This window comes from Flavobacterium degerlachei (genome assembly GCF_900106645.1).
In the GTDB taxonomy this organism is placed as follows: domain Bacteria; phylum Bacteroidota; class Bacteroidia; order Flavobacteriales; family Flavobacteriaceae; genus Flavobacterium; species Flavobacterium degerlachei.
The window spans coordinates 54,682-78,782 of the sequence record NZ_FNMV01000004.1 but is presented as its reverse complement, the minus strand read 5'-3'; the positions used below and the strand labels follow the sequence as shown (position 1 = coordinate 78,782).

Below are 24,101 nucleotides of genomic sequence, written 5' to 3'. Positions count from 1 at the left end.
TACAATCCATTATGGAGAGCAAAATATGAAGTAAATTATTCTTTATCTAGTTTGTATTTCGCTAAATCCATTCCGAAGTTTAAATTCTTAATTGCAACTAGTTCATCTAGTTCCGTCAAAGATTTTTTACCGAAATTACGGAATTTCATTAGGTCATTTTTATTAAACGATACTAAATCACCAAGTGTATCAACTTCAGCCGCTTTCAAACAATTTAATGCTCTTACAGATAAATCCATATCAACAAGCTTAGTTTTAAGCAATTGTCTCATATGCAATGATTCCTCATCATACGATTCTGTTTGTGCGATTTCATCAGCCTCAAGTGTAATTCTTTCGTCAGAGAACAACATGAAATGGTGAATTAAAACCTTGGCAGCTTCAGTAAGTGCATCTTTTGGATTTATAGAACCGTCAGTTTTTATTTCAAAAACTAACTTTTCATAATCTGTTTTTTGCTCTACACGGAAGTTTTCAATTGCATATTTTACATTTTTTACCGGAGTAAAAATTGAATCTGTAAAAATGGTTCCAATTGCAGCATTCTGTTTTTTGTTCTCTTCAGCAGGAACATATCCTCTACCTTTTTCGATTGTTAAATCGAAGTTCAGTTTGATTTTTGGATCTAGATTACAAATAACCAGTTCTGGATTCAAAACTTGGAAACCTGAAATAAATTTTTGAAAATCACCAGCTGTCAATTGATCTTTACCTGAAACTGAAATAGTAACTGCTTCATTATCAATATCTTCAATTTGACGTTTGAAACGTACTTGTTTAAGATTAAGAATAATTTCGGTAACATCCTCAACAACTCCTGAGATAGTAGAAAACTCATGATCTACACCTTCTATGCGAACAGATGTAATTGCATAACCTTCTAATGCTGAAAGCAAGACTCTTCTAAGTGCATTACCAACGGTCAATCCATATCCTGGCTCTAAAGGTCTGAATTCAAACTTACCTTCAAAATCGGTTGAATCGATCATGATAACTTTATCGGGCTTCTGAAAATTAAATATTGCCATAAATTTCGACTAAGTCAATTATTATTTGTTGTACAACTCTACGATTAATTGTTCTTTAATGTTTTCTGGAATTTGAAGTCTTGCCGGTACAGTAACAAAAGTACCTTCTTTAACGTCATTGTTCCAAGTAATCCATTCATAAACATGACTTGAATTAGATAAAGAACGTTCGATAGCCTCTAAAGATTTAGATTTTTCACGAACAGCAACTTTATCACCAGGTTTAAGGTGGTAAGAAGCAATATTTACAACATCACCATTCACAGTGATGTGTCTGTGAGATACAAGTTGTCTAGCGCCTCTTCTAGAAGGAGCGATACCCATTCTAAAAACAACGTTATCTAATCTTGCTTCACACAATTGTAAAAGAACTTCACCAGTAACTCCTTTAGTAGCCGATGCTTTTTTGAATAAACCTCTGAATTGTTTTTCTAAAATTCCGTAAGAATATTTAGCTTTTTGCTTTTCCATTAACTGGATAGCATACTCAGATTTTTTTCCTCTTTTTTTAGCCATCCCGTGTTGTCCAGGTGGGTAACTTCTTCTTTCGAAAGCTTTATCATCTCCGAATATTGCTTCGCCAAATTTACGAGCAATTCTTGTCTTTGGACCAGTATATCTTGCCATTTCTTAAAAATTAAATTAAGGTAGAGATTATGAATTCAGGTCATATCCTTCGATAATCGTTAATTCTACCTTGTTATACTTAAATATTATTATTAAACTCTACGTCTCTTAGGAGGACGACATCCGTTGTGAGGCATTGGAGTAACATCGATAATCTCAGTCACTTCAATTCCACCGTTATGCAAAGAACGGATAGCAGACTCACGTCCGTTTCCTGGTCCTTTTACATAAACCTTAACTTTTTTAAGTCCTGCTTCAATAGCTACTTTACTACAATCTTCTGCTGCCATTTGGGCTGCGTATGGAGTGTTCTTTTTAGAACCTCTAAAACCCATTTTACCAGCTGAAGACCAAGAAATAACTTCACCTTTTTTGTTTGTCAAAGAAATAATGATGTTATTGAAGGTAGCAGAAATATGAGCTTCTCCCGTTGATTCAACGATAACTTTACGTTTTTTTGCAGTTGCTTTAGCCATATTACTTATTATTTAGTTGCTTTTTTCTTGTTAGCAACAGTTTTTCTTTTACCTTTTCTTGTTCTAGAGTTGTTCTTAGTTCTTTGTCCTCTTAAAGGAAGACCAGTTCTATGACGGATACCTCTGTAACAACCAATATCCATTAAACGTTTGATGTTTAAAGAAACTTCAGAACGTAATTCTCCTTCAATTTTGAATTCTGATACCGCTTCACGAATTGCTCCGATCTCGTCATCATTCCAGTCTTGAACTTTTTTATCTTGGCTTACTTGAGCTTTATCTAAAATCTCAATAGCTCTACTATTTCCTAATCCGAAGATGTAGGTAAGTGCTATAACACCTCTCTTGTTTTTCGGGATATCTACCCCTGCTATTCTTGCCATAACTATCCTTGTCTTTGTTTAAATCTAGGATTCTTTTTGTTTATAACGTACAATCTCCCTTTTCTACGCACAATCTTGCACTCGGGACTTCTCTTTTTTACTGATGCTCTAACTTTCATTGTGAATATCCTTTAATATCTATAAGTAATTCTTGCTTTTGACAAATCATATGGGCTCATTTCCAGTTTCACTTTATCACCAGGTAATAATTTGATATAATGCATACGCATTTTTCCAGATATATGAGCAATAACAATATGTCCATTCTCTAATTCTACACGGAACATCGCATTTGATAATGCTTCAATGATTGATCCGTCTTGTTCTATTGCTGATTGTTTTGCCATAAAATTAAGCTACTGCTTTTCTATTTTTTCCACTTTTCATTAAACCATCATAATGTTTGTTTAACAAGTATGAATTGATTTGTTGAATTGTATCTATTGCGACACCAACCATAATTATTAATGAGGTACCCCCAAAAAACATTGCCCAAGATTGTTGAACATCCATAAGACTAACAATAATCGCTGGGAACACAGCTATCAAAGCAAGAAATAAAGATCCTGGGAAAGTTATCAAAGACATCACTTTGTCAAGAAAATCTGAAGTCTCAACTCCTGGTCTGATACCTGGAATAAATCCTCCACTTCTCTTAAGATCATCAGACATCTTGTTAGTAGGAACTGTAATTGCTGTATAAAAGAATGTAAACACAACTATTAAAGTTGCAAATACAAGGTTATACCAAAAACCGAACATATTACTAAAAGCGCCAACAATTGATTGCGATGCATCTGATTTTGATAATCCAGCCACAGCAGCAGGAATGAACATAATCGCCTGAGCAAAGATAATAGGCATAACTCCTGCAGCATTAAGCTTTAAAGGAATCCATTGTCTATTACCACCCATCATATCTTGTTCAAAATCTCCTGATGTAGTACGACGAGCGTACTGAACTGGTATCTTTCTAATTGCCATGGTTAACAAAACACATGCAACAATTACTAAAAGCCAAATAATAATTTCGATAACCAATAACATTGGTCCACCGTTGTTATTCGTAACTCTTGTAGTAAATTCTTGTATGAATGCTTGTGGAAACCTAGCAAGTATACCTACCATAATTAATAGAGAAATACCATTTCCAATTCCTTTATCAGTTATTTTTTCTCCTAACCACATGGCAAATATTGTACCTGTAACCAAGATAATTACTGAAGAAAATAAGAATTCAAAGGAATTAAACCCTAATAAAAATGCGCTACTAGGTAAAGTTCTGTAAAGATTGTAGATATAAGTTGGCCCTTGAACTAAAGTAATAACGATAGTTAACCAACGTGTAATCTGATTGATCTTTTTTCTACCACTTTCCCCGTCATTTTGAAGCTTTTGCAAATAAGGAATCGCAATTCCCATAAGCTGAACAACAATAGACGCAGAAATGTAAGGCATGATTCCTAAAGCAAAAACTGACGCTTTAGAGAACGCACCACCAGTAAACATATCTAGAATAGATCCGATACCACTTTTGGTTTGACCGGCTAAACTAGTTAACTGTGTTGCATCGATCCCTGGAAGCGTAACATGTGCTCCAAAACGATAAACTAAAAGCAGACCTAATGTAATTAGGATTCTGTTTTTTAGTTCCTCGATTTTCCAAACATTGCTTATTGATTCAATAAATTTCTTCATAAATCGAAAATTACATTGTTACAGCTTCTCCTCCAGCAGCTTCAATAGCAGCTTTTGCAGTAGCGGTAAATTTGTGAGCGGTTACTTTTAATTTTGCTTTCAATTCTCCTCTTCCTAAAATCTTTACGATTTCATTCTTAGTTGCCAAACGGTTTGCTACATAAGTTGTCATATCGACACTGTCTGTAATAATACCATTATCAACTAATAATTGAAGAGTATCTAGATTCACACCTTCGTAGTCTTTACGATTGATGTTTGTAAAACCAAACTTAGGTACACGTCTTTGAAGTGGCATTTGCCCTCCTTCAAAACCAATCTTTTTAGAATAACCAGAACGAGATTTCTGTCCATTGTGACCTCTTGCAGAAGTACCACCTTTTCCAGAACCTTCTCCTCTACCTAATCTTTTATTTTGACTGTGTGTCGACCCTTCAGCTGGTTGTAAGTTACTTAAATTCATAACAGTATTTGTTATTTAGCTTCTTCTACAGAAACTAAGTGTTTAACTTTGTTTATCATCCCAAGGATTGTAGGGTTTGAATCATGCTCTACCACTTGACCCATTTTACGTAGACCTAAAGCTACTAATCCTCTTTTTTGATCAAGTGGACAGTTGATTTTACTTCTAACTTGTTTTACTAATAATTTAGCCATAATTTCCTTGAATTAACCTTTAAAAACTTTCTCTAAAGAAACTCCTCTTTGTTTTGCAACAGTGTGAGCGCTTCTCATTTGTAATAAAGCATCAAAAGTTGCTTTTACTACGTTGTGAGGATTTGATGATCCTTGAGATTTAGATAATACATCGTGAATCCCTACTGATTCAAGAACTGAACGAACAGCTCCACCAGCAATAACTCCTGTACCATGAGAGGCAGGAATTAAAAATACACGTGCACCACCAAATTTACCTTTTTGTTCGTGAGGAACCGATTGACCATGTAAAGGAATTTTTACTAAATTTTTCTTAGCATCTTCTACTGCTTTCGCAATTGCTTCAGAAACATCTTTAGATTTTCCTAATCCATGACCTACTACTCCATTTTCATCACCTACAACTACAATAGCAGAAAAACCGAAAGCTCTACCACCTTTTGTAACTTTAGTAACACGATTAACACTCACCAAACGATCTTTTAATTCAAGACCACTTGGTTTTATTAACTCTACATTCTTGTATTTACTATTAGACATACTATATTAGAATTTAAGTCCAGCCGCTCTCGCGCCTTCTGCTAATGATTTAATACGACCGTGATACAAGTAACCTCCTCTATCGAATGTTACAACTTCTATCCCAGCTTTTAACGCTTTTTCTGCTACTAGTTTTCCAACAGCAATAGCAACTTCTACGTTTGTACCTTTTCCTATTTCTTTTTCTCTTGAAGATGCAGCCAACAATGTAACTCCGTTTACGTCATCAATTAATTGAGCATAAATTTCTTTGTTACTTCTAAATACAGATAATCTTGGATTAGCAGCAGTACCACTGATCGATTTTCTAATTCTGAATCTAATTCTCTGTCTTCTCTGAGGTTTCGTTAATGACATAATTTTATTTTTTATGCTGATTTACCTGCTTTTCTTCTTAATACTTCACCTACAAATTTAACACCTTTTCCTTTGTACGGCTCAGGCTTACGAAAGCCTCTAATTTTTGCCGCAACTTGTCCTAAAAGTTGTTTATCTAACGAAGTTAACTTCACAATTGGGTTCTTACCTTTTTCAGATATAGTTTCTAGAGTCACCTCTGGAGCTACATCCAAAACAATATTGTGTGAGAATCCAAGAGCTAAATCTAATTTTTGTCCTTGATTCGAAGCTCTATAACCAACTCCTACCAATTCCAATGATTTTGTAAAACCATCAGTTACACCAATAATCATGTTATTGACTAAAGATCTATACAAACCGTGTTTTGCTCTGTGGTCTTTGTGATCAGACGATCTTTCTACTTGAACTTGACCGTCTTCAACTGTTACAGTTACGTCCGAAAACTCCTGTGTAAGTTGACCATTTTTTCCTTTTACCGTAATAATACCATCTTTAACTTCTACAGTTACTCCGGCAGGGATTACGACTGGGTTTTTACCTATTCTTGACATCTTATAGAATATTTATTAGTATACGTAACAAATTACTTCACCACCTACATTTAATTGCTTCGCTTTCTTTCCAGTCATCAATCCTTTTGATGTTGAAACAATAGCGATGCCTAATCCGTTAAGGATTCTAGGAATGGTAGAAGAACTTGAATACTTACGTAAACCTGGTTTACTAATTCTTTGGATATCTCTAATTACTGACTCTTTAGTATCTTTATCATACTTCAAAGCAATTTTGATTGAACCCTGTACAGCGTTGTCTTCAAATTTGTAACTTAAGATATAACCTTGATCAAATAAGATCTTTGTGATTTCTTTTTTTAGATTAGATGCAGGAATTTCGACAACTTTGTGGTTTGCAGCCACAGCGTTTCTAACTCTTGTTAAATAATCCGCAATAGGATCTGTATACATGTTTATTGATTTGCGGTTTTGGTTTTCAATTAATCATTAATCGAACCTGAAACCAATTTATAAATATTAATGATACAGACGTAACTAGGTTAGGTCTGTATCAGAACGTAATAAATTACGTTTTACCAAGATGCTTTTTTAACACCAGGTATCAATCCGTTATTTGCCATTTCACGAAATGTAACACGTGAAAGACCAAATTGACGCATATAACCTCTAGGCCTACCTGTTAATTTACAACGATTGTGCAAACGAACTGGCGAAGCATTTTTTGGTAACTTTTGCAAACCTACGAAATCTCCAGCTTCTAACAAAGCTTTTCTTTTCTCAGCATACTTAGCTACCGTTTTTTCTCTCTTCACCTCACGGGCTTTCATTGATTCTTTAGCCATGTCTTAATTCTTTTTAAAAGGTAATCCTAATTCAGCCAATAACGACTTTGCTTCTTTATCAGTGTTTGCAGTAGTTACAAAAGTGATATCCATACCTGAAATTTTGTTTACTTTATCAATATCAATTTCTGGGAAAATGATTTGCTCCAAAACTCCAAGGTTATAATTTCCTCTTCCGTCAAAACCAGTAGCTTTAATACCACCGAAATCTCTTACACGCGGTAAAGCTGAAGTAATAAGTCTATCTAAAAACTCATACATTCTTTCTCCACGCAAAGTAACTTTTGCTCCAATTGGCATACCTTTTCTCAATTTGAAAGACGCAACGTCTTTCTTTGATATTGTAGATATTGCTTTTTGTCCAGTGATCTTTGTTAACTCATCAACTGCATAGTCAATAAGTTTTTTATCAGATACAGCTGCACCAACTCCACGGCTCAAAACGATTTTTTCCAATTTAGGAACTTGCATTACGTTTATGTATCCGTACTCCTCTTTAAGAGCAGAAATAACTCTGTTCTTATATTCCTCTTTCAGTCTAGGTATATACGCCATTACTATAGTACTTGATTAGATTTTTTTGAAAATCTTACTTTCTTATCTCCTTCAACTCTAACTCCAGTTCTAGTTGCTTCCTTAGTTTTAGGATCAATTAGAGAGATATTAGAAATTTGTATAGAAGCTTCTTTTTTCACGATACCACCTTGAGGGCTTTTTGCACTTGGCTTCGTATGTTTCGAAACCATGTTTACACCTTCAACAATCGCTTTGTTTTTCTCACGGTCAACACGTAAAACTTTCCCCTCTGAACCTTTATGGTCTCCAGCGATTACTCTTACGATGTCTCCTGTTTTTATTTTTAGCTTTATCATCTTAAAACGAATTAAAGCACTTCAGGTGCTAATGATACAATTTTCATGAATTGTTTTTCACGAAGTTCTCTTGCTACTGGACCAAAAACGCGAGTTCCTCTCATCTCACCAGCAGCATTCAATAACACACATGCGTTGTCATCAAATCTGATATATGATCCGTCGGCTCTTCTCACTTCTTTTCTGGTACGTACAACAACTGCAGTTGAAACAGCTCCTTTTTTAACGCTTCCGTTTGGAGTTGTGTCTTTTATAGAAACTACAATCTTGTCACCAACAGAGGCATACCTTCTTTTGGTACCTCCTAAAACACGGATAGTTAAAACTTCCTTTGCTCCAGTGTTATCTGCTACTTTTAGTCTTGATTCTTGTTGTACCATAATTATTTAGCTCTTTCTAGGATTTCAACTAACCTCCAACATTTAGTTTTACTTAAAGGACGCGTTTCGCTAATCCTTACCGTATCTCCAATGTTACAGTCGTTCTTTTCGTCGTGTGCGTGATACTTTTTAGTTTTCAACACGAACTTACCGTATAATGGGTGTTTTACTTTACGAACTTCAGCGATTACAATAGACTTATCCATTTTATCCGAAGTTACAACACCAACTCTCTCTTTTCTTAAATTTCTTTTTTCTTCCATCTTTCAGCAGATTACAATTATTGCAACTCTCTTTTTGTAAGCTCTGTAGCTAATCTAGCAACTGATCTTCTTACACTTCTAATTTGAAGTGGGTTTTCAATTGGTGATATAGCATGAGCCATTTTTAGGTCAGCATATATTTTCTTAGTCTGGCTAAGCTTTTCTTGCAACTCCGCTGCAGAAAGATCTTTTATTTCTGATTGTTTCATAATATAATATAGATTATGCTTCGAAATCTCTAGCAACAACGAATTTGGTTTTTACTGGAAGCTTTTGTGCCGCAAGACGCAAAGCCTCTTTTGCAACTGACAAAGGAACTCCTCCAATTTCAAACATGATTCTTCCGGGTCTAACTACGGCAGCCCAATATTCAACTGCACCTTTACCTTTACCCATACGTACCTCAAGAGGTTTCTTTGTGATTGGTTTGTCTGGAAATATTTTGATCCATAATTGTCCCTCTCTTTTCATAAAACGAGTTGCAGCAATACGCGCAGCTTCAATTTGACGAGAAGTTAGAAAACATCCATCTTCATGTACAGATTTAATACCAAACATTCCATTAGAAAGTTCATGCCCTCTTTGAGAGTTTCCTTTCATTCTACCTTTCTGTACCTTTCGGTATTTTGTTCTTTTAGGCTGTAACATTTTTCTTTAATTTAAAAATTTACTTTCTTTTACGAGCGTCAGGTTTTCCACCTCTATTAAAGTTAGATTTGCCACGAGGAGCATCTCCACCTTTACCACCAGCTTGTTTTTTGTCCATTCCTGCAAGCGGAGAAAGATCTCTCTTTCCATAGACTTCACCTTTCATGATCCACACTTTGATTCCCATTCTACCATAAGTAGTATGCGCCTCGGCAAGTGCATAATCAATATCAGCTCTGAAAGTTGATAGAGGAACTCTACCTTCTTTGAAACCTTCTGAACGTGCCATCTCAGCTCCATTCAAACGACCAGAAACCAAAACTTTGATACCCTCTGCGTTCATACGCATTGAGGCAGCAATAGCCATTTTGATTGCACGTCTGTAAGAAATTCTGCTTTCAATTTGACGACAGATGCTTGTAGCAACTAGATACGCGTCAAGTTCAGGTCTTTTGATTTCAAAGATGTTGATTTGAACCTCTTTGTCAGTAATTTTCTTAAGTTCTTCTTTTAACTTGTCTACCTCTTGTCCACCTTTTCCGATAATGATACCAGGTCTAGCAGTAGTGATAGTAACGGTTACAAGTTTCAAAGTTCTCTCGATGATTACTTTTGATACACTAGCTTTTGATAAACGAGCATGGATATACTTTCTGATTTTATGATCTTCGGCAAGTTTATCACCATAATCATTTCCACCATACCAGTTTGAGTCCCATCCTCTGATGATACCAAGTCTATTTCCAATTGGATTTGTCTTTTGTCCCATCTTGTATTAAATTGCTTGTGTGTTATTAATAGATCCTAATACGATTGTAACGTGATTAGAACGTTTTCTTATTCTGTGTGCACGACCCTGTGGAGCTGGACGAAGTCTTTTCAACATCATTCCACCATCTACTGTAATCGTTTTAACAAATAAACCTGCTTCTTCCATATTAGCGTCAGGGTTTTTTGCTTGCCAGTTGGCAATAACAGATAAAACCAATTTCTCTAATTTTCTTGAAGCTTCTTTAGAACTGAATCTTAAGATGTTTAGTGCTCTTTCTACCTTCTGACCTCTTACCAAGTCCGCTACTAAGCGCATTTTTCTAGGTGAAGTAGGGCAGTTATTCAATTTCGCGAAAGCAATAGACTTATTAGCCTCTTTTCTCGCATCTGCTGTTTCTCTTTTACGAACTCCCATTGCTTCTTATTTTTTACCTTTATTTTTTGCTCCAGCATGACCTCTAAAAGATCTAGTTGGTGAAAATTCTCCTAATTTGTGACCTACCATGTTTTCTGTTACGTAAACTGGTACAAATTGACGACCGTTATGAACTGCGATAGTCTGTCCAACAAAGTCTGGAGTAATCATAGAAGCTCTAGACCATGTCTTAACCACTCCTTTATTTCCACCTGCGATGTTTTCTTGAACTTTCTTGTCTAACTTATAATGAACGAAAGGTCCTTTTTTTAATGAACGTGCCATATCTTATTATTTCTTTCTACGTTCTACGATATACTTGTTACTCGGGTTTTTCTTAGAACGAGTTCTATAACCTTTTGCTGGTATTCCATTTCTTGAACGTGGATGTCCACCAGAAGAACGTCCTTCTCCACCACCCATTGGGTGATCAACAGGGTTCATCGCTACAGGTCTTGTTCTAGGTCTTCTACCTAACCATCTTGTTCTACCTGCTTTACCAGATACAACTAATTGGTGGTCTGAATTAGAAACAGCTCCAATAGTAGCAGCACAAGTTAACAAGATCAATCTTGTTTCACCTGATGGCATTTTGATTGTTGCATATTTCCCGTCTCTTGCCATTAATTGAGCAAATGTTCCAGCAGAACGAGCAATTACTGCTCCTTGACCTGGACGTAACTCAATACATGATATAACAGTTCCTAATGGAATTCTGCTTAAAGGCAACGTATTACCAATTTCAGGTTGAGATTCAGGACCAGAAACTAATTTCTGACCTACTTTCAATCCGTTTTGAGCAATAATATAAGTTTTCTCACCATCAGCATAAGCTAATAATGCGATAAACGCAGTACGATTTGGATCATATTCGATTGATTTCACTGTCGCAGGAATTCCTTCCTTTGTTCTTTTGAAATCAATAATACGATATCTCTGCTTGTGACCACCACCCGTATAACGCATGGTCATCTTTCCTTGACTATTTCTACCTCCAGAGTTTTTTATCGGCGCTATCAAAGAGCGTTCCGGCTTATCAGTTGTAATGGCGTCATAACCATTCACAACTCTAAATCGCTGACCTGGGGTAATAGGTTTTAATTTTCTTACTGACATTTTTCTATCTTAGATATTGTTGTAAAAATCAATTGTTTCTCCTTCTTGTACTTGAACAATTGCTTTCTTAATTGCATTCGTCTTTCCACTGATTAAACCACTTTTAGTGTATTTTGTAGTTCTATCCGGTCTTACGTTCATCGTGTTAACACTCAAAATAGTCACACCATAAGCAGCTTCAATAGCTTTCTTAATCTCAACTTTATTTGCTTTTTTGTTAACAACGAATCCGAAGCGGTTTAAAACTTCACTTTCTTTGGTTACTTTTTCCGTTACTATAGGTTTAATTATGATGCTCATATCCTATTATTTACTTAAATTTTCTTCAATTATCTCCAAAGAACTCTCTAAAAGAACTAGGTTATTAGCATTTAAAATAGCATAAGTACTTAATTCTAAGCTACTTACTACGCTAGACGCCTTTAAATTACGTGAGGACAAATATACGTTTTTATTAACGTCACCCAACACAAACAGAGATTTTTTATTTTCTAACTCTAAAGCTTTCAAAACATTAATGAAATTTTTAGTGTTTGGAGTTTCAAAATTAAAGTCTTCAAGAACGATAATATTTGACTCTTTTGCTTTGATTGAGAAAGCAGATTTTCTTGCCAAACGTTTCAAGTTTTTATTCAATTTGAATGAATAACTTCTTGGTCTTGGTCCGAAAACTGTTCCACCACCTTTGAACAATGGATTCTTTGCACTACCCGCACGAGCAGTACCAGTTCCTTTTTGTTTTTTAATCTTACGAGTACTTCCCGCTACTTCAGCTCTTTCTTTAGCTTTGTGCGTTCCTTGTCTTTGATTAGCAAGATATTGCTTAACATCAAGGTATACTGCGTGATTATTTGGTTCAATTGCGAATACTGAATCAGAAAGTTGAACTTTTCTTCCAGTATCTTTTCCGTTGAAATCTAATACTTTTACTTCCATTACTTGTGAATGATTACATAAGAGTTGTTACATCCAGGAACACATCCCTTAATAACAAGTAGGTTCTTTTCAGCCACTACTTTTAAAACTCTAAGGTTTTGAACGTTTACATTTTCGCCTCCCATACGTCCAGCCATACGCATTCCTTTGAATACTCTAGATGGATAAGATGAAGCTCCTACAGAACCTGGCGCTCTTAAACGGTTATGTTGACCATGAGTTGCTTGACCAACACCACCAAAACCGTGACGTTTCACAACCCCTTGAAAACCTTTACCTTTAGATACACCTTGTACATCTACAAATTCTCCTTCAACAAACATAGAAACATCTATAAGATCCCCTAGTTTTTGTTCTGTTGCAAAATTTTGGAATTCAACGACTTTTTTCTTAGCTACAGTTCCCGCTTTTTTAAAGTGACCTAAAGCCGCTTTTGTGGAATGTTTCTCGTTTTTGTCATCGAAACCAAGTTGCAACGCTTCATACCCGTCAACACCTTTGGTTCTGACTTGGGTAACAACGCATGGTCCAGCTTCGATTACTGTACAAGGAATATTCTTCCCGTTCTCGTCGAAAATGCTAGTCATGCCGATTTTTCTACCAATTAACCCAGACATAATTATTAATTATTAATTATTAAATATAAAAATAGAACACCAACACTTAAGTGAACCCTATTTTTTTAGTGGTGCAAAAGTATAACTTATTTACACACAAACCAAATAAAATATTTTCCACTTAAATGCAGTGCTCTTCTCTTTCTTAAAAAGCTACTTAAACTTTGATCTCTACTTCAACTCCAGAAGGTAATTCAAGTTTCATCAATGCATCAATTGTTTTTGATGAAGATGAATAAATGTCAATTAATCTCTTATATGACATTACTTCGAATTGCTCTCTAGCTTTTTTGTTAACGTGTGGAGAACGTAGTACTGTGAAAAGTTTTTTGTGTGTTGGCAATGGGATTGGACCTGTTACAACTGCACCGGTACTTTTTACCGTTTTTACGATTTTCTCAGCAGACTTGTCTACCAACATATAATCGTAAGATTTTAGTTTTATTCTGATTTTTTGACTCATTTTCTTAAAGATTAAGCGTTTCCTTTTGCTTTTTTGATTACTGCTTCCGAAATATTAGAAGGAGTTTCCGCGTAATGTGAAAATTCCATAGTAGAAGTTGCTCTTCCTGACGAAAGTGTTCTTAATGTCGTAACATATCCAAACATTTCAGACAATGGCACATCTGCTTTAATGGTTTTAGCACCTGCTCTATCACCCATGTCATTAACCTGACCTCTACGACGGTTAATATCACCTACGATATCTCCCATGTTTTCTTCCGGTGTAATAACTTCCATTTTCATGATTGGCTCAAGAATTACAGCTCCAGCAGCCTTAGCTACTTCTCTGTATCCCATTCTAGCTGCAAGTTCAAAAGAAAGTGCATCAGAATCCACAGGGTGAAAAGATCCATCTAAAAGAGTTACTTTCAAACTATCCACCTGATAACCCGCTAACGGACCAGCTTTCATAGCTTCTCTGAAACCTTTTTCAACAGACGGTATATATTCTTTAGGAACGTTACCACCTTTTACAGCGTTCACAAACTGCAATCCAACAGGAACTTTACCATCAACTTCATCAGCAGGCTCTAATTTAAATACGATATCACCGAATTTACCACGACCTCCAGATTGTTTCTTGTACGTTTCTCTGTGTTGAGCAATTTTTGTAAAAGCTTCTTTGTATTCAACTTGAGGCTCACCTTGGTTTACTTCAACTTTGAACTCACGACGCATTCTATCAACAAGGATATCTAAGTGAAGCTCACCCATACCTGATATAATAGTTTGTCCTGAAGCTTCATCAGTTCTAACAGTAAACGTAGGATCTTCTTCAGCTAATTTAGCTAAAGCCATACCCATTTTATCAACGTCAGCTTTTGTTTTAGGCTCAATTGCAATACCAATTACCGGCGCAGGGAATTTCATTGACTCAAGAATGATTGGGTGTTTTTCATCACACAATGTATCTCCAGTTTTGATGTCCTTAAATCCTACTGCCGCTCCAATATCACCTGCTTCGATAAAATCGATTGGGTTTTGCTTGTTAGCATGCATTTGATAAATACGCGAGATTCTTTCTTTGTTTCCTGAACGTGTGTTCAAAACATAAGAACCTGCATCTAAACGTCCTGAATAAGCACGGAAGAAAGCTAAACGACCTACGAATGGGTCAGTAGCAATTTTAAAAGCTAAAGCAGCGAATGGCTCTTTAACATCTGGCTTACGCAATATTTTAGTTTGATCTTCTTCTAACAATTCAGCATCATCAGGATGAATCCCTTCGATACCATCTTTGTCCATTGGAGAAGGTAAATATTTACAAACTGCGTCCAACATAAATTGAACACCTTTGTTTTTGAAAGAAGAACCAGCAATCATCGGGATGATAGCCATATCCATAACCGCAGCTCTTAAAGCAACGTTGATTTCTTCCTCTGTAATAGAGTTTTCATCTTCCATGAATTTTTCTAACAAATTCTCATCATAATCAGCTACTGCTTCAATAAGAATCGATCTGTATTCCTTCACTTCATCAAGCATATCTTCAGGGATAGGCACAATATCATATGTAGCTCCTAAACCTTCTTCATGCCAAACAATAGCTTGGTTTTTTACTAAATCTACCACACCTTTGAAATCATTCTCTTCACCAATTGGCAAAGTGATTGCAACAGCATTAGATTTTAACATATCTCTTACTTGCTGACATACCATCAAAAAGTTAGATCCTTGTCTATCCATTTTATTAACAAATCCAATACGTGGAACTTTGTACTGATCTGCTAGTCTCCAGTTAGTTTCTGATTGTGGCTCAACACCATCAACAGCACTAAATAAGAAAACCAAACCATCAAGAACACGTAAAGAACGGTTTACTTCAACTGTAAAGTCAACGTGTCCCGGTGTGTCAATAATATTAAAGTGATAAGGTAATGTTTCAGGTAATACTTTACCTTGTGTAGTTGGGAAATTCCATTCACAAGTTGTAGCAGCAGAAGTAATCGTAATCCCTCTTTCTTGCTCTTGTGCCATCCAGTCCATTGTTGCAGCACCATCGTGTACTTCACCAATTTTGTGTGATTTTCCTGTATAGAATAATATACGCTCAGTTGTCGTTGTTTTACCAGCATCAATATGAGCAGCAATTCCTATGTTTCTTGTATATTTAAGTTCTCTAGCCATTTCTTAGAATTAAAATCTAAAATGAGAGAAAGCTTTATTAGCCTCTGCCATTTTGTGAGTATCCATTCTTTTCTTAACAGCAGCACCTTCTTCTTTAGCCGCAGCTAAACATTCCGAAGCTAACTTTTGAGCCATTGATTTCTCATTTCTTCTTCTAGAATAAAGTATTAACCACTTCATTGCGTAAGAAATTTTTCTATCCGGTCTAATTTGCATTGGAATTTGGAATGTAGCTCCACCAACTCTACGACTACGTACTTCTACGTGAGGCATAACATTAGTTAACGCATCTTTCCAAATCTCTAATGATGATTTTTCTGCATCTTGCTTTTTTGATTCTATAATGTCAATTGCATCATAAAATACTTTAAAAGCTGTCGATTTCTTACCATCCCACATTAAGTTGTTCACAAAACGTGTTACCAATTGGTCATTAAACCTTGGATCTGGTAAAAGTGGTCTCTTCTTTGCCGCTCTTTTTCTCATGTCTTTTTTTTAATAAAATGCCATACTTATCTAGTCGCGATAAATCGCGTCTCTACAAGAACAACTTTTTAAATTACTTTTTTGCTTCTTTTGGGCGTTTAGCACCATACTTAGATCTCCTTTGCGTTCTTCCTGCTACTCCTGACGTATCAAGTGCACCACGAACGATGTGATATCTAACTCCTGGTAAATCTTTTACCCTTCCACCCCTAACTAATACTATCGAGTGCTCTTGTAAATTGTGTCCTTCACCAGGGATGTAGGCATTTACTTCATTACCATTTGTCAAACGTACACGCGCTACTTTACGCATTGCAGAGTTTGGTTTTTTTGGTGTTGTAGTGTAAACACGCGTACAAACCCCTCTTCTTTGAGGACAAGAATCTAAAGCAACCGATTTACTCTTCTTAGTTATCTGAGTTCTTCCTGTTCTTACTAATTGTTGAATTGTTGGCATAATTAATACTAAAAATTTATTATGTATATTTAATTCCCGCTTTTTACGGGGTTGCAAATGTATGAATTAATTTTTACTCTACAAACGTTAATCCATTAATTTTCAACAAGATTATTTAACGATTGGAATTTTATTACAAACTTTGGATATTTGCATTACTTTTATAAAAACTTCCTCCTAATTGAAACATAGTATAATTTACTTTTTCCTATTCAGCATTGGACTAACCTCTTCTGCCCAAAATATACAATTACAACTCTCAGGAAACTCAATTTCTGAAACAAAAGTGATTGATTCTCTAACCTATCTTTCAAATCACAAAAACGCAAAATCCTTAAATGATGAGATTACATTTACTACCGAAAAACTATCAAAAATTGGCTTTATTGAAAATAAGATCGTTTCTAAAACGAAAAGCAACGACTCCAGCTACACCGCAAAACTTAACTTAGGAGAACGAATTAAATCAATACACATATATATAGGAGGAAACCCCGTACTAAAAAAGGTGCTATTTCCAACTCACAATCAAGACACACTTGTAATAACTTACGTCGAAATCGAAGCGTTCTTAAACCGAAGTCTAAAAAACTTAGACCAAAAGGGCTATTCTTTCAGCAAGCTATACCTAACTCAATTTCAAAAAAAAGACAGTAAACTTCTCGCTACATTAAAAATTGAAGAAAAAAACCAAAGAACATTAAATTCCATTGTAGTCAAGAACGACAAAATTGAACAAAAAGACATTTTTCCAAAAGGACACTTAGCTCAGATTAATCTCAAATACAAGAACAAGCTATTTAACCGCGATCTCGTTAGTCAAATTCATGACGATTTTGAAAAATACAACTTCATCAACCAAATAAAATACCCCGAAATACTATTCACAAAAGATAGCACCAAAGTTTATGTTTACCTCGAAAAAGCTAAACCCAATACTTTTGACGGTTTTATTGGATTTAATAACAACGACAGCAAAAAATTAACCTTCAACGGCTACCTTGACCTAAATCTTCAAAACACCTTAAAAGCAGGCGAACAATTTTCATTATACTGGAAAAGCGATGGAAATAAACAAAAAACATTTAAAACAGCATTAGAACTACCCTATATCTTCAAAAGCCCAATAGGACTAAGAGCCCAACTAAACATTTTCAAACAAGACAGCATTTTTCAAAATACAAAAACAGCCATAGATCTAAGTTACTACCTTAATTATAATGCCCGAATCTATTTAGGTTATCAATCAACAATATCAAGTGACATCCAAAACACAAACAACACACTTATTTCTGATTTTGAAAATTCTTATCTAACCTCCGAATTAGACTATTACAAATTAGATTCTCGAAGCTTCCTTTTTCAAAAACAAAGCAATCTTAACATTAAAACAGGAATTGGAAAAAGAGAAATAAGAAACAGCACTAACAATACTATCAATAACCCACAATTCTACATTGACCTTTTAGCAATGCATACCTTTTATTTGAACAATAAAAACGCCATCAATATTAGAAGTCAAAACTATTATTTAAAAAGCACTAATTACATTACTAATGAATTATTCCGTTTTGGAGGCATCAACTCTATTCGTGGCTTTACAGAAAATAGCCTTCAGGCCAATTTTATGACAGCCATTCTAACCGAATACCGATACTTAATCTCTCCCACACTTTACCTCCATACTATACTAGACTACTCCATATTTAAAGACTCAACATTAAAAAACCAACCCCGCGACAAAACAACTCTTTTAGGATTAGGGTTCGGACTAGGCGTTAAGACAAACAACGGACTTTTAAAAATCTCCATAGCAACTGGCAGCCCAAACGACCAAAAATTAGAATTTTCGAATACTATTATCCATCTTAGCTATGGCGTGAATTTTTAAACAAAAATAATAAACATCAAAAACAAAAAATCTCTAAACATCACCTAAGCTGAATCAACCATATAATTCAAAACAGAAAACAGAACATAATACTACTAATGGACATTTTCCCTAAATTCCCATAATATTTTTTTTATCATACACACTTAGCAGAAAAACCTATTTAAACAAACTACCCCTCCTTCATTTTCTTTAAAATCATATACTAATAATTAAAAAAAACAAAAAATCACAATACCAGAATAAAAATATCACTACAACCATAATTAAAATTAACAAACTCACCACCACTAATACCTTGCAGTCCTACATTAGAAAAAATCAACAGCTGAGCAACACCCAGCCACACCGATAAATATTAATTAAAAAAAAAATTAACAACTAACCAACTCACAAACAGTCACTAACATTTTACGTAATTACAAAGATTAATCTTACTTTATTCTATTTTTACCAGACTACAATGTTTAAACAACACGCTTTTATAACATAAATTTTACATTGTGTTAAAATGTTAAATTTCATTTAATGTTAAAAATACACTTTCATTAATTAGGTTTCTTAACAAATTATTAAGAGTTTTGTGTAACTAATTCAAAATATTAAAAAATGAAACTAAAGTTCAATGGAATCTTAGTACTATTAATAGTACTTATGGCGCAACTAACTTTTGCGCAAGAGAGAACTGTTACGGGTGTTGTTTCTGACAATGCAGGAATGCCTATACCAGGTGTAAGTGTATTGATTAAAGGAACTAACTCAGGAGCACAAACTGATTTTGACGGGAAATATGCTATTAAAGCTACTCCAAGTCAAACTTTAATTTTTAGCTACATTGGGATGAAAACCCAAGAGGTAAAAGCAACATCATCGACAGTAAATGTTAAATTGCTAGGAACAGCAGTAGAACTAGAAGGCGTTGTTGTTACTGCATTAGGGATTAAAAGAGAAAAAAAATCCTTAGGTTACGCAACTCAAGAAGTTAAAGGTGACGCCGTTTCTAATGTAAAAAGTTCTAATTTTGTAAACTCACTTTCTGGTAAAGTTGCAGGTTTAGACATTAAAACATCTGGAAATTTAGGTGGGTCAACTCAGGTTGTTATTAGAGGTAATAACTCGATAGCTGGAAACAACCAAGCATTATTTGTTGTTGATGGTGTACCAATTGACAACGGTAATTCAAATACAGAGGGACAAAAAGCAGGTAGAGGTGGTTATGACTACGGAAATGCTGCATCTGACATTAATCCTGACGATATCGCATCTATCAACGTCCTAAAAGGAGCTGCTGCAACTGCACTTTACGGTTCTCGTGCCTCTAATGGAGTTGTAATGATCGTTACCAAAAAAGGAAAGAAAAGAAAAGGTCTTGGTATAACAATCAATTCTAGTCTTACTTTAGGAAATGCAGATTCAGAAACATTACCTAAATATCAAAACAAATACGGAGCTGGTTACGGTCCTTACTATGGTCCTAATGAAGATGCGTATTTCAATGAAGCTGATATAAACGGTGATGGAATTCCTGATTTAACTACACCTTTTACTGAAGATGCGTCATATGGTGCTGCATTTGACCCAAGTTTAATGGTTTACCAATGGAACTCACTTTATCCTCAATTACCTGACACTTACCAAAAAGCGACTCCTTGGGTAGCTGGAAAAAACAATCCAAACTCTGTTTGGGGAACGGGAAGTACTGTAGTAAACTCTATCGCTTTAGATGGAGGTACTGATACAAGTTCATTCAGATTAGGTTTCACTAACCTAGCACAAGAAGGAAATTTACCTAACAGTAATATAAAAAGAAATACTATATCTTTCTCTGGATCTCAAGATCTATCAAACAAATTGACAGCTTCTGCTTATTTCAATTTTGTGAAAAATGATGGTAAAGGTAGAAACGGTACAGGTTACTCATCTGGTAACATCATGCAGCAATTTAGACAATGGAATCAAATGAATGTTGATTACGGCGCGCAAAAAGATGCTTATCTACTTACAGGACAAAACATCACATGGAATCCTAATGGTCCTGACAATTTAAGTCCAATCTATTCAGACAATCCATACTGGACATTTTACGAGAATTTTGAGACAGATACAAGATCAAGATATTTTGGTAATGTTGCTTTAGATAACAAAATAAACGATTGGTTATCTGCAACCGTAAGATTCTCATTTGACACTTACAGTGAAATTCAGGAAGAAAGAATCAACGTTGGAAGTGCTGATGTATCATCTTACTCAAGATTCAATAACAATGTTGCTGAATACAACTACGACGCAATGTTAAATTTCAATAAAGATTTAACTGAAAAATTAAATCTAGAAGGTAATGTTGGATTTAGCTTAAGAAACAACACTAAAAATAGCGTTTTTGCAGCTACAAATGGTGGAATTAGTATCCCAAGATTATATTCACTTTCAAATAGCGTAAGCCCTATTCTTGCTCCTATCGAAAATCAATACAGTAGTATGGTTGATGGTGAGTACATCAGAGCTAGTTTAGGTTATGATTCATTCGCATACTTAGAAGGTTCATACAGAACTGACCGTTCTTCTACTTTACCAAAAGCGAACAATAGATTTGGATACTACTCTATTTCTGGAAGTTTAGTTTTCTCTTCACTAATTGACGCTCCTTGGTTGTCATTTGGAAAAGTAAGAGCAAATTATGCAGAGGTAGGTAGTGCTACAGACCCGTATAAAGTTTTTAACACATATGCTGTTGGAACTCCATTTAACGGAACTCCTATGGCATCTAATAATGGTACTCTTGCTAACTTAGATCTTTTACCAGAGAGACAAGAAAGTTATGAACTTGGTTTAGAAATGTCTTTCTTGAACAGACGTATTGGATTTGATTTATCTTACTACAACAATCAAAATATCAACCAAATTACAGATATTCCATTATCTACATCAACAGGATATTCATTTGCGACGTTAAACGCAGGAACTATCGAAAATAAAGGAATAGAAGTTGCATTTAATGCTACACCTTTTAAGACAACTGATTTCAGATGGGATTTAAATCTAAACTGGTCTCAAAACAAAAGTTTAGTAGTTGAATTGCTTAATGGTATTGATAACTTACAATTAGCATCATTACAAGGTGGTGTATCAATCAACGCAACTCCTGGACAACCTTACGGAACAATCAGAGGTAGTGATTATATTTATGCTGACAATGGACAACCAATTGTTAACCAAACAGGAAGCTCAAGCAGAATTGGTACATACCAAAGAACTTCTACAAGCAACTCTGTAATTGGGGATATCAATCCAGACTGGAAAGCAGGACTTAACAATAGTTTTACATACAAAAATTTCAATTTAGCTTTCTTAATTGACATGCAAAAAGGTGGAGACGTATTCTCTCTTGATACATGGTATGGTTACGCAACAGGGATGTATGACTTCTCTGCAGGAACTAACGAGCTAGGAAATCCAATAAGAGATGTTGTAGTTGGAACACCTGGTAACTATGCAGCAAACAGCGGTGGTGTTATTATGCCTGGAGTTGCTCCTGATGGAACTCCAAATCAAGTTAGAGCTAATGCTAATATTTATGCAAATGCATGGGGTTACGCTAGAGCTCCTAACAAATTACATGTTTACGATGCTGGTTATATCAAATTACGTGAAGCAAGTTTAACTTACAACTTTACAGAGAAAACATTAAGCACTTTACCTTTCACAAATGTTGCATTATCTTTAATTGGAAGAAACTTATGGATTATAGATAAAAGTGTACCATATGCAGATCCAGAAGCTGGTTTAAGTTCTGGAAACGTACAAGGATATCAATCTGGAGCCTTCCCTTCAATAAGAGAAATCGGAGCAAGTCTTAAATTACAGTTTTAAAAAAAAAAATTATGAAAAAAATAATATTAACAGCGTTATCTATTCTAGCATTAGTATCGTGTCAATCTAATGACCAGTACGAAGGTTTAAATAACGACCCGAAGAATCCTAAAGAGGTTGAAGCGTCTTTTTTATTCAATTCAGCTTCAAAGAGCTTATTTGACCAAATGACGAGCACCAATGTAAACACTAATGTCTTCAGGATGTTAGCTCAACATTGGACGGAAACAACTTATGTGGATGAAGCTAATTATGACTTAAACACTCGTAACATTACCAACGCACATTGGTCTGAAATCTACAGAGATGTTTTATTTGACTTATCTACTGCAAAAGCTTACACTGATGCGGATGTTGAAATGTCAGAAGCAACTAAAAAAACAAGAAATGCTCAAATTGAAATATTAAGCGTTTATGCTTGGGCAAATCTTGTTGAAACTTATGGAGATGTTCCATATACTCAAACATTGAACCCAAATAAATATCTTCTTCCTGTATATGATGATGCAAAAACTATTTACGGTGATTTACTTGTACGCTTGAATGCTGCAATTCCAAATTTAACCGATGATGGTTTTGGTGAAGCAGACAAAATTTATAGTGGTAACACTGTTGCTTGGAAAAAGTTTGGTAACTCATTAAAATTAAGAATGGGTATCAGAGTAGTTGACGTTGCATCAATGAAAACTGTAGCTGAAACTGCTATTAAAACTGCTATTAGCGGTGGTGTTTTTACTTCAAATGCTGATAACGCTACTATATCTTACGGAAGCGCAACACCTAACACAAATCCTGTTTGGGTTGATTTAGTACAATCTGGAAGATCTGATTTTGTTATTGCTAACACAATCGTAGATTTCATGAATGATCTTGAAGACCCAAGAAGAGCTTTTTACTTTGACCAAAACCTAGGAACTAATACTTATGAAGGTGGACCTTACGGTGAAAACAACAGTTTTACTTCATACACTCATGTAGGTAGCCGTGTAATAGAGCAAACAAACCCAGCATCCTTAATGGATTTTGCAGAAGTTTCTTTTTATCTTGCTGATGCAGCTGAACGCTCTATCTCAGGAACACCTGCTCAAGCAGCAGCTTTCTATAATGCAGGTATTACAGCTTCATTTGATTATTGGAAAACTCCTAATGTAGCTGCTTATTTATTAAACCCTAAAGTAAACTATGCAACTGCTCCTGGTACATGGAAAGTAAAAATTGGTAACCAACTTTGGTTAGCGATGTACAACAGAGGTTACGAAGCTTGGACAGCTTGGAGAACTTATGACATACCAGGCTTTAACGTAGCTGCTATTTCTGAACTTCCTGTTCCAACAAGATACACATATCCTGTTAGCGAACAAAATCTAAATAGTGTCAACTATAATTCTGCTGCAGCAGCAATAGGAGGAGACGAACAAACTACTAAAATATTTTGGGATGTAAACTAGAACTATTAGTTATCTTATTAAATTATCAAGGCTGCCAATTTTGGCAGCCTTTTTATTTACAGAAAACACAAATAAAATAATTATTCTTGTATTTATATTTTTTAGCTGTAAAATAAAAAATAGAATGCTTCAGATTACCATACTTCCCAAAGTTAAACGACTAATCAATATGAC

Annotated in this window: 34 protein-coding genes; 3 read left to right on the top strand and 31 right to left on the bottom strand. The window is 35.1% G+C overall.

Annotated elements, in window-relative coordinates:
• Window positions 1-35: 35 nt before the first annotated feature.
• From BLV91_RS05320 to rpsL, 31 genes are all read right to left on the bottom strand, one after another.
• Window positions 36-1,028, bottom strand: coding sequence for a DNA-directed RNA polymerase subunit alpha (locus BLV91_RS05320; protein WP_040473601.1), 993 nt, complete (start codon window positions 1,026-1,028; stop codon window positions 36-38).
• A gap of 21 nt (window positions 1,029-1,049) precedes the next feature.
• On the bottom strand, window positions 1,050-1,655 hold the full coding sequence (gene rpsD / locus BLV91_RS05315; protein ID WP_007136542.1) for a 30S ribosomal protein S4: 606 nt from the start codon (window positions 1,653-1,655) through the stop codon (window positions 1,050-1,052).
• A 92-nt stretch (window positions 1,656-1,747) separates the two neighbouring features.
• Window positions 1,748-2,131, bottom strand: coding sequence for a 30S ribosomal protein S11 (gene rpsK / locus BLV91_RS05310; protein WP_007136543.1), 384 nt, complete (start codon window positions 2,129-2,131; stop codon window positions 1,748-1,750).
• 8 nt (window positions 2,132-2,139) lie between these two features.
• Window positions 2,140-2,514 (bottom strand): 30S ribosomal protein S13, encoded by a 375-nt coding sequence (gene rpsM, locus BLV91_RS05305; RefSeq protein ID WP_007136544.1) that lies wholly within the window; start codon window positions 2,512-2,514, stop codon window positions 2,140-2,142.
• Between the two features lie 2 nt (window positions 2,515-2,516).
• Window positions 2,517-2,633, bottom strand: coding sequence for a type B 50S ribosomal protein L36 (ykgO, locus tag BLV91_RS05300; protein WP_008992256.1), 117 nt, complete (start codon window positions 2,631-2,633; stop codon window positions 2,517-2,519).
• Window positions 2,634-2,645: 12 nt separating this feature from the next.
• A complete protein-coding gene (gene infA, locus BLV91_RS05295; protein ID WP_007136545.1) occupies window positions 2,646-2,861 on the bottom strand; it encodes a translation initiation factor IF-1 in 216 nt (71 codons plus the stop codon).
• Between the two features lie 4 nt (window positions 2,862-2,865).
• Window positions 2,866-4,212, bottom strand: a complete 1,347-nt coding sequence (gene secY, locus BLV91_RS05290; protein ID WP_091430442.1) for a preprotein translocase subunit SecY — start codon at window positions 4,210-4,212, stop codon at window positions 2,866-2,868.
• 10 nt (window positions 4,213-4,222) lie between these two features.
• Window positions 4,223-4,675 carry a 50S ribosomal protein L15 gene (rplO, locus tag BLV91_RS05285; protein ID WP_007136547.1) on the bottom strand — a complete coding sequence of 151 codons (453 nt, stop codon included), beginning with the start codon at window positions 4,673-4,675 and terminating at the stop codon, window positions 4,223-4,225.
• Between the two features lie 11 nt (window positions 4,676-4,686).
• Window positions 4,687-4,869, bottom strand: a complete 183-nt coding sequence (gene rpmD / locus BLV91_RS05280; RefSeq protein WP_007136548.1) for a 50S ribosomal protein L30 — start codon at window positions 4,867-4,869, stop codon at window positions 4,687-4,689.
• A 12-nt stretch (window positions 4,870-4,881) separates the two neighbouring features.
• Window positions 4,882-5,409, bottom strand: a complete 528-nt coding sequence (gene rpsE / locus BLV91_RS05275; protein WP_007136549.1) for a 30S ribosomal protein S5 — start codon at window positions 5,407-5,409, stop codon at window positions 4,882-4,884.
• A gap of 6 nt (window positions 5,410-5,415) precedes the next feature.
• On the bottom strand, window positions 5,416-5,766 hold the full coding sequence (gene rplR / locus BLV91_RS05270; protein ID WP_007136550.1) for a 50S ribosomal protein L18: 351 nt from the start codon (window positions 5,764-5,766) through the stop codon (window positions 5,416-5,418).
• An 11-nt stretch (window positions 5,767-5,777) separates the two neighbouring features.
• Entirely contained in the window at window positions 5,778-6,320 is a 543-nt protein-coding gene (gene rplF / locus BLV91_RS05265) for a 50S ribosomal protein L6 (protein ID WP_091430439.1), read from the bottom strand.
• A 15-nt stretch (window positions 6,321-6,335) separates the two neighbouring features.
• On the bottom strand, window positions 6,336-6,734 hold the full coding sequence (gene rpsH, locus BLV91_RS05260) for a 30S ribosomal protein S8 (protein WP_007136552.1): 399 nt from the start codon (window positions 6,732-6,734) through the stop codon (window positions 6,336-6,338).
• A gap of 122 nt (window positions 6,735-6,856) precedes the next feature.
• Window positions 6,857-7,126, bottom strand: a complete 270-nt coding sequence (rpsN, locus tag BLV91_RS05255; protein WP_007136553.1) for a 30S ribosomal protein S14 — start codon at window positions 7,124-7,126, stop codon at window positions 6,857-6,859.
• Between the two features lie 3 nt (window positions 7,127-7,129).
• On the bottom strand, window positions 7,130-7,681 hold the full coding sequence (rplE, locus tag BLV91_RS05250) for a 50S ribosomal protein L5 (RefSeq protein ID WP_091430437.1): 552 nt from the start codon (window positions 7,679-7,681) through the stop codon (window positions 7,130-7,132).
• A 2-nt stretch (window positions 7,682-7,683) separates the two neighbouring features.
• A complete protein-coding gene (gene rplX, locus BLV91_RS05245) occupies window positions 7,684-7,998 on the bottom strand; it encodes a 50S ribosomal protein L24 (RefSeq protein ID WP_026707009.1) in 315 nt (104 codons plus the stop codon).
• An 11-nt stretch (window positions 7,999-8,009) separates the two neighbouring features.
• Window positions 8,010-8,378, bottom strand: coding sequence for a 50S ribosomal protein L14 (gene rplN / locus BLV91_RS05240; protein ID WP_007136556.1), 369 nt, complete (start codon window positions 8,376-8,378; stop codon window positions 8,010-8,012).
• A 2-nt stretch (window positions 8,379-8,380) separates the two neighbouring features.
• Window positions 8,381-8,641, bottom strand: coding sequence for a 30S ribosomal protein S17 (rpsQ, locus tag BLV91_RS05235; RefSeq protein WP_007136557.1), 261 nt, complete (start codon window positions 8,639-8,641; stop codon window positions 8,381-8,383).
• 17 nt (window positions 8,642-8,658) lie between these two features.
• On the bottom strand, window positions 8,659-8,850 hold the full coding sequence (gene rpmC / locus BLV91_RS05230; RefSeq protein WP_007136558.1) for a 50S ribosomal protein L29: 192 nt from the start codon (window positions 8,848-8,850) through the stop codon (window positions 8,659-8,661).
• 13 nt (window positions 8,851-8,863) lie between these two features.
• Window positions 8,864-9,289 carry a 50S ribosomal protein L16 gene (gene rplP / locus BLV91_RS05225; RefSeq protein WP_007136559.1) on the bottom strand — a complete coding sequence of 142 codons (426 nt, stop codon included), beginning with the start codon at window positions 9,287-9,289 and terminating at the stop codon, window positions 8,864-8,866.
• Window positions 9,290-9,308: 19 nt separating this feature from the next.
• Window positions 9,309-10,058 carry a 30S ribosomal protein S3 gene (gene rpsC / locus BLV91_RS05220; RefSeq protein ID WP_007136560.1) on the bottom strand — a complete coding sequence of 250 codons (750 nt, stop codon included), beginning with the start codon at window positions 10,056-10,058 and terminating at the stop codon, window positions 9,309-9,311.
• A 6-nt stretch (window positions 10,059-10,064) separates the two neighbouring features.
• Complete coding sequence (gene rplV, locus BLV91_RS05215; protein ID WP_007136561.1) at window positions 10,065-10,475, bottom strand: 50S ribosomal protein L22; 411 nt, start codon at window positions 10,473-10,475, stop codon at window positions 10,065-10,067.
• Window positions 10,476-10,481: 6 nt separating this feature from the next.
• A complete protein-coding gene (rpsS, locus tag BLV91_RS05210; RefSeq protein ID WP_007136562.1) occupies window positions 10,482-10,760 on the bottom strand; it encodes a 30S ribosomal protein S19 in 279 nt (92 codons plus the stop codon).
• Between the two features lie 6 nt (window positions 10,761-10,766).
• Window positions 10,767-11,591 carry a 50S ribosomal protein L2 gene (rplB, locus tag BLV91_RS05205; RefSeq protein WP_007136563.1) on the bottom strand — a complete coding sequence of 275 codons (825 nt, stop codon included), beginning with the start codon at window positions 11,589-11,591 and terminating at the stop codon, window positions 10,767-10,769.
• A gap of 9 nt (window positions 11,592-11,600) precedes the next feature.
• Entirely contained in the window at window positions 11,601-11,891 is a 291-nt protein-coding gene (gene rplW, locus BLV91_RS05200; RefSeq protein ID WP_007136564.1) for a 50S ribosomal protein L23, read from the bottom strand.
• Between the two features lie 6 nt (window positions 11,892-11,897).
• A complete protein-coding gene (gene rplD, locus BLV91_RS05195) occupies window positions 11,898-12,527 on the bottom strand; it encodes a 50S ribosomal protein L4 (RefSeq protein ID WP_007136565.1) in 630 nt (209 codons plus the stop codon).
• Window positions 12,527-13,144 carry a 50S ribosomal protein L3 gene (gene rplC, locus BLV91_RS05190; protein WP_091430435.1) on the bottom strand — a complete coding sequence of 206 codons (618 nt, stop codon included), beginning with the start codon at window positions 13,142-13,144 and terminating at the stop codon, window positions 12,527-12,529. The genes rplD and rplC overlap by 1 nt, the downstream gene beginning before the upstream one ends.
• 157 nt (window positions 13,145-13,301) lie before the next feature.
• On the bottom strand, window positions 13,302-13,607 hold the full coding sequence (gene rpsJ / locus BLV91_RS05185) for a 30S ribosomal protein S10 (RefSeq protein WP_040473603.1): 306 nt from the start codon (window positions 13,605-13,607) through the stop codon (window positions 13,302-13,304).
• An 11-nt stretch (window positions 13,608-13,618) separates the two neighbouring features.
• Window positions 13,619-15,775 carry an elongation factor G gene (gene fusA, locus BLV91_RS05180; RefSeq protein ID WP_091430432.1) on the bottom strand — a complete coding sequence of 719 codons (2,157 nt, stop codon included), beginning with the start codon at window positions 15,773-15,775 and terminating at the stop codon, window positions 13,619-13,621.
• A 9-nt stretch (window positions 15,776-15,784) separates the two neighbouring features.
• The gene (gene rpsG / locus BLV91_RS05175; protein WP_007136569.1) at window positions 15,785-16,261 is read right to left on the bottom strand and encodes a 30S ribosomal protein S7; all 477 of its coding nucleotides are present in this window, start codon (window positions 16,259-16,261) and stop codon (window positions 15,785-15,787) included.
• A 73-nt stretch (window positions 16,262-16,334) separates the two neighbouring features.
• Window positions 16,335-16,718 (bottom strand): 30S ribosomal protein S12, encoded by a 384-nt coding sequence (gene rpsL / locus BLV91_RS05170; protein WP_007136570.1) that lies wholly within the window; start codon window positions 16,716-16,718, stop codon window positions 16,335-16,337.
• Window positions 16,719-16,899: 181 nt separating this feature from the next.
• Here rpsL and BLV91_RS05165 point away from each other — a divergent pair, with 181 nt between their 5' ends.
• From BLV91_RS05165 to BLV91_RS05155, 3 genes are all read left to right on the top strand, one after another.
• A complete protein-coding gene (locus BLV91_RS05165) occupies window positions 16,900-18,609 on the top strand; it encodes a BamA/TamA family outer membrane protein (RefSeq protein WP_091430430.1) in 1,710 nt (569 codons plus the stop codon).
• 609 nt (window positions 18,610-19,218) lie between these two features.
• Entirely contained in the window at window positions 19,219-22,479 is a 3,261-nt protein-coding gene (locus tag BLV91_RS05160) for a SusC/RagA family TonB-linked outer membrane protein (RefSeq protein ID WP_091430426.1), read from the top strand.
• 11 nt (window positions 22,480-22,490) lie between these two features.
• Window positions 22,491-23,927, top strand: coding sequence for a SusD/RagB family nutrient-binding outer membrane lipoprotein (locus BLV91_RS05155; protein WP_091430424.1), 1,437 nt, complete (start codon window positions 22,491-22,493; stop codon window positions 23,925-23,927).
• Window positions 23,928-24,101 lie beyond the last annotated feature (174 nt).

Bases quoted from the DNA above. Each gene is read 5' to 3' on its own strand.
- BLV91_RS05320 (WP_040473601.1), bottom strand. From the start codon at position 1,028: ATGGCAATATTTAATTTTCAGAAGCCCGATAAAGTTATCATGATCGAT.
- rpsD (WP_007136542.1), bottom strand. From the start codon at position 1,655: ATGGCAAGATATACTGGTCCAAAGACAAGAATTGCTCGTAAATTTGGC.
- rpsK (WP_007136543.1), bottom strand. From the start codon at position 2,131: ATGGCTAAAGCAACTGCAAAAAAACGTAAAGTTATCGTTGAATCAACG.
- rpsM (WP_007136544.1), bottom strand. From the start codon at position 2,514: ATGGCAAGAATAGCAGGGGTAGATATCCCGAAAAACAAGAGAGGTGTT.
- ykgO (WP_008992256.1), bottom strand. From the start codon at position 2,633: ATGAAAGTTAGAGCATCAGTAAAAAAGAGAAGTCCCGAGTGCAAGATT.
- infA (WP_007136545.1), bottom strand. From the start codon at position 2,861: ATGGCAAAACAATCAGCAATAGAACAAGACGGATCAATCATTGAAGCA.
- secY (WP_091430442.1), bottom strand. From the start codon at position 4,212: ATGAAGAAATTTATTGAATCAATAAGCAATGTTTGGAAAATCGAGGAA.
- rplO (WP_007136547.1), bottom strand. From the start codon at position 4,675: ATGAATTTAAGTAACTTACAACCAGCTGAAGGGTCGACACACAGTCAA.
- rpmD (WP_007136548.1), bottom strand. From the start codon at position 4,869: ATGGCTAAATTATTAGTAAAACAAGTTAGAAGTAAAATCAACTGTCCA.
- rpsE (WP_007136549.1), bottom strand. From the start codon at position 5,409: ATGTCTAATAGTAAATACAAGAATGTAGAGTTAATAAAACCAAGTGGT.
- rplR (WP_007136550.1), bottom strand. From the start codon at position 5,766: ATGTCATTAACGAAACCTCAGAGAAGACAGAGAATTAGATTCAGAATT.
- rplF (WP_091430439.1), bottom strand. From the start codon at position 6,320: ATGTCAAGAATAGGTAAAAACCCAGTCGTAATCCCTGCCGGAGTAACT.
- rpsH (WP_007136552.1), bottom strand. From the start codon at position 6,734: ATGTATACAGATCCTATTGCGGATTATTTAACAAGAGTTAGAAACGCT.
- rpsN (WP_007136553.1), bottom strand. From the start codon at position 7,126: ATGGCTAAAGAATCAATGAAAGCCCGTGAGGTGAAGAGAGAAAAAACG.
- rplE (WP_091430437.1), bottom strand. From the start codon at position 7,681: ATGGCGTATATACCTAGACTGAAAGAGGAATATAAGAACAGAGTTATT.
- rplX (WP_026707009.1), bottom strand. From the start codon at position 7,998: ATGATAAAGCTAAAAATAAAAACAGGAGACATCGTAAGAGTAATCGCT.
- rplN (WP_007136556.1), bottom strand. From the start codon at position 8,378: ATGGTACAACAAGAATCAAGACTAAAAGTAGCAGATAACACTGGAGCA.
- rpsQ (WP_007136557.1), bottom strand. From the start codon at position 8,641: ATGGAAGAAAAAAGAAATTTAAGAAAAGAGAGAGTTGGTGTTGTAACT.
- rpmC (WP_007136558.1), bottom strand. From the start codon at position 8,850: ATGAAACAATCAGAAATAAAAGATCTTTCTGCAGCGGAGTTGCAAGAA.
- rplP (WP_007136559.1), bottom strand. From the start codon at position 9,289: ATGTTACAGCCTAAAAGAACAAAATACCGAAAGGTACAGAAAGGTAGA.
- rpsC (WP_007136560.1), bottom strand. From the start codon at position 10,058: ATGGGACAAAAGACAAATCCAATTGGAAATAGACTTGGTATCATCAGA.
- rplV (WP_007136561.1), bottom strand. From the start codon at position 10,475: ATGGGAGTTCGTAAAAGAGAAACAGCAGATGCGAGAAAAGAGGCTAAT.
- rpsS (WP_007136562.1), bottom strand. From the start codon at position 10,760: ATGGCACGTTCATTAAAAAAAGGACCTTTCGTTCATTATAAGTTAGAC.
- rplB (WP_007136563.1), bottom strand. From the start codon at position 11,591: ATGTCAGTAAGAAAATTAAAACCTATTACCCCAGGTCAGCGATTTAGA.
- rplW (WP_007136564.1), bottom strand. From the start codon at position 11,891: ATGAGCATCATAATTAAACCTATAGTAACGGAAAAAGTAACCAAAGAA.
- rplD (WP_007136565.1), bottom strand. From the start codon at position 12,527: ATGGAAGTAAAAGTATTAGATTTCAACGGAAAAGATACTGGAAGAAAA.
- rplC (WP_091430435.1), bottom strand. From the start codon at position 13,144: ATGTCTGGGTTAATTGGTAGAAAAATCGGCATGACTAGCATTTTCGAC.
- rpsJ (WP_040473603.1), bottom strand. From the start codon at position 13,607: ATGAGTCAAAAAATCAGAATAAAACTAAAATCTTACGATTATATGTTG.
- fusA (WP_091430432.1), bottom strand. From the start codon at position 15,775: ATGGCTAGAGAACTTAAATATACAAGAAACATAGGAATTGCTGCTCAT.
- rpsG (WP_007136569.1), bottom strand. From the start codon at position 16,261: ATGAGAAAAAGAGCGGCAAAGAAGAGACCACTTTTACCAGATCCAAGG.
- rpsL (WP_007136570.1), bottom strand. From the start codon at position 16,718: ATGCCAACAATTCAACAATTAGTAAGAACAGGAAGAACTCAGATAACT.
- BLV91_RS05160 (WP_091430426.1), top strand. From the start codon at position 19,219: ATGAAACTAAAGTTCAATGGAATCTTAGTACTATTAATAGTACTTATG.
- BLV91_RS05155 (WP_091430424.1), top strand. From the start codon at position 22,491: ATGAAAAAAATAATATTAACAGCGTTATCTATTCTAGCATTAGTATCG.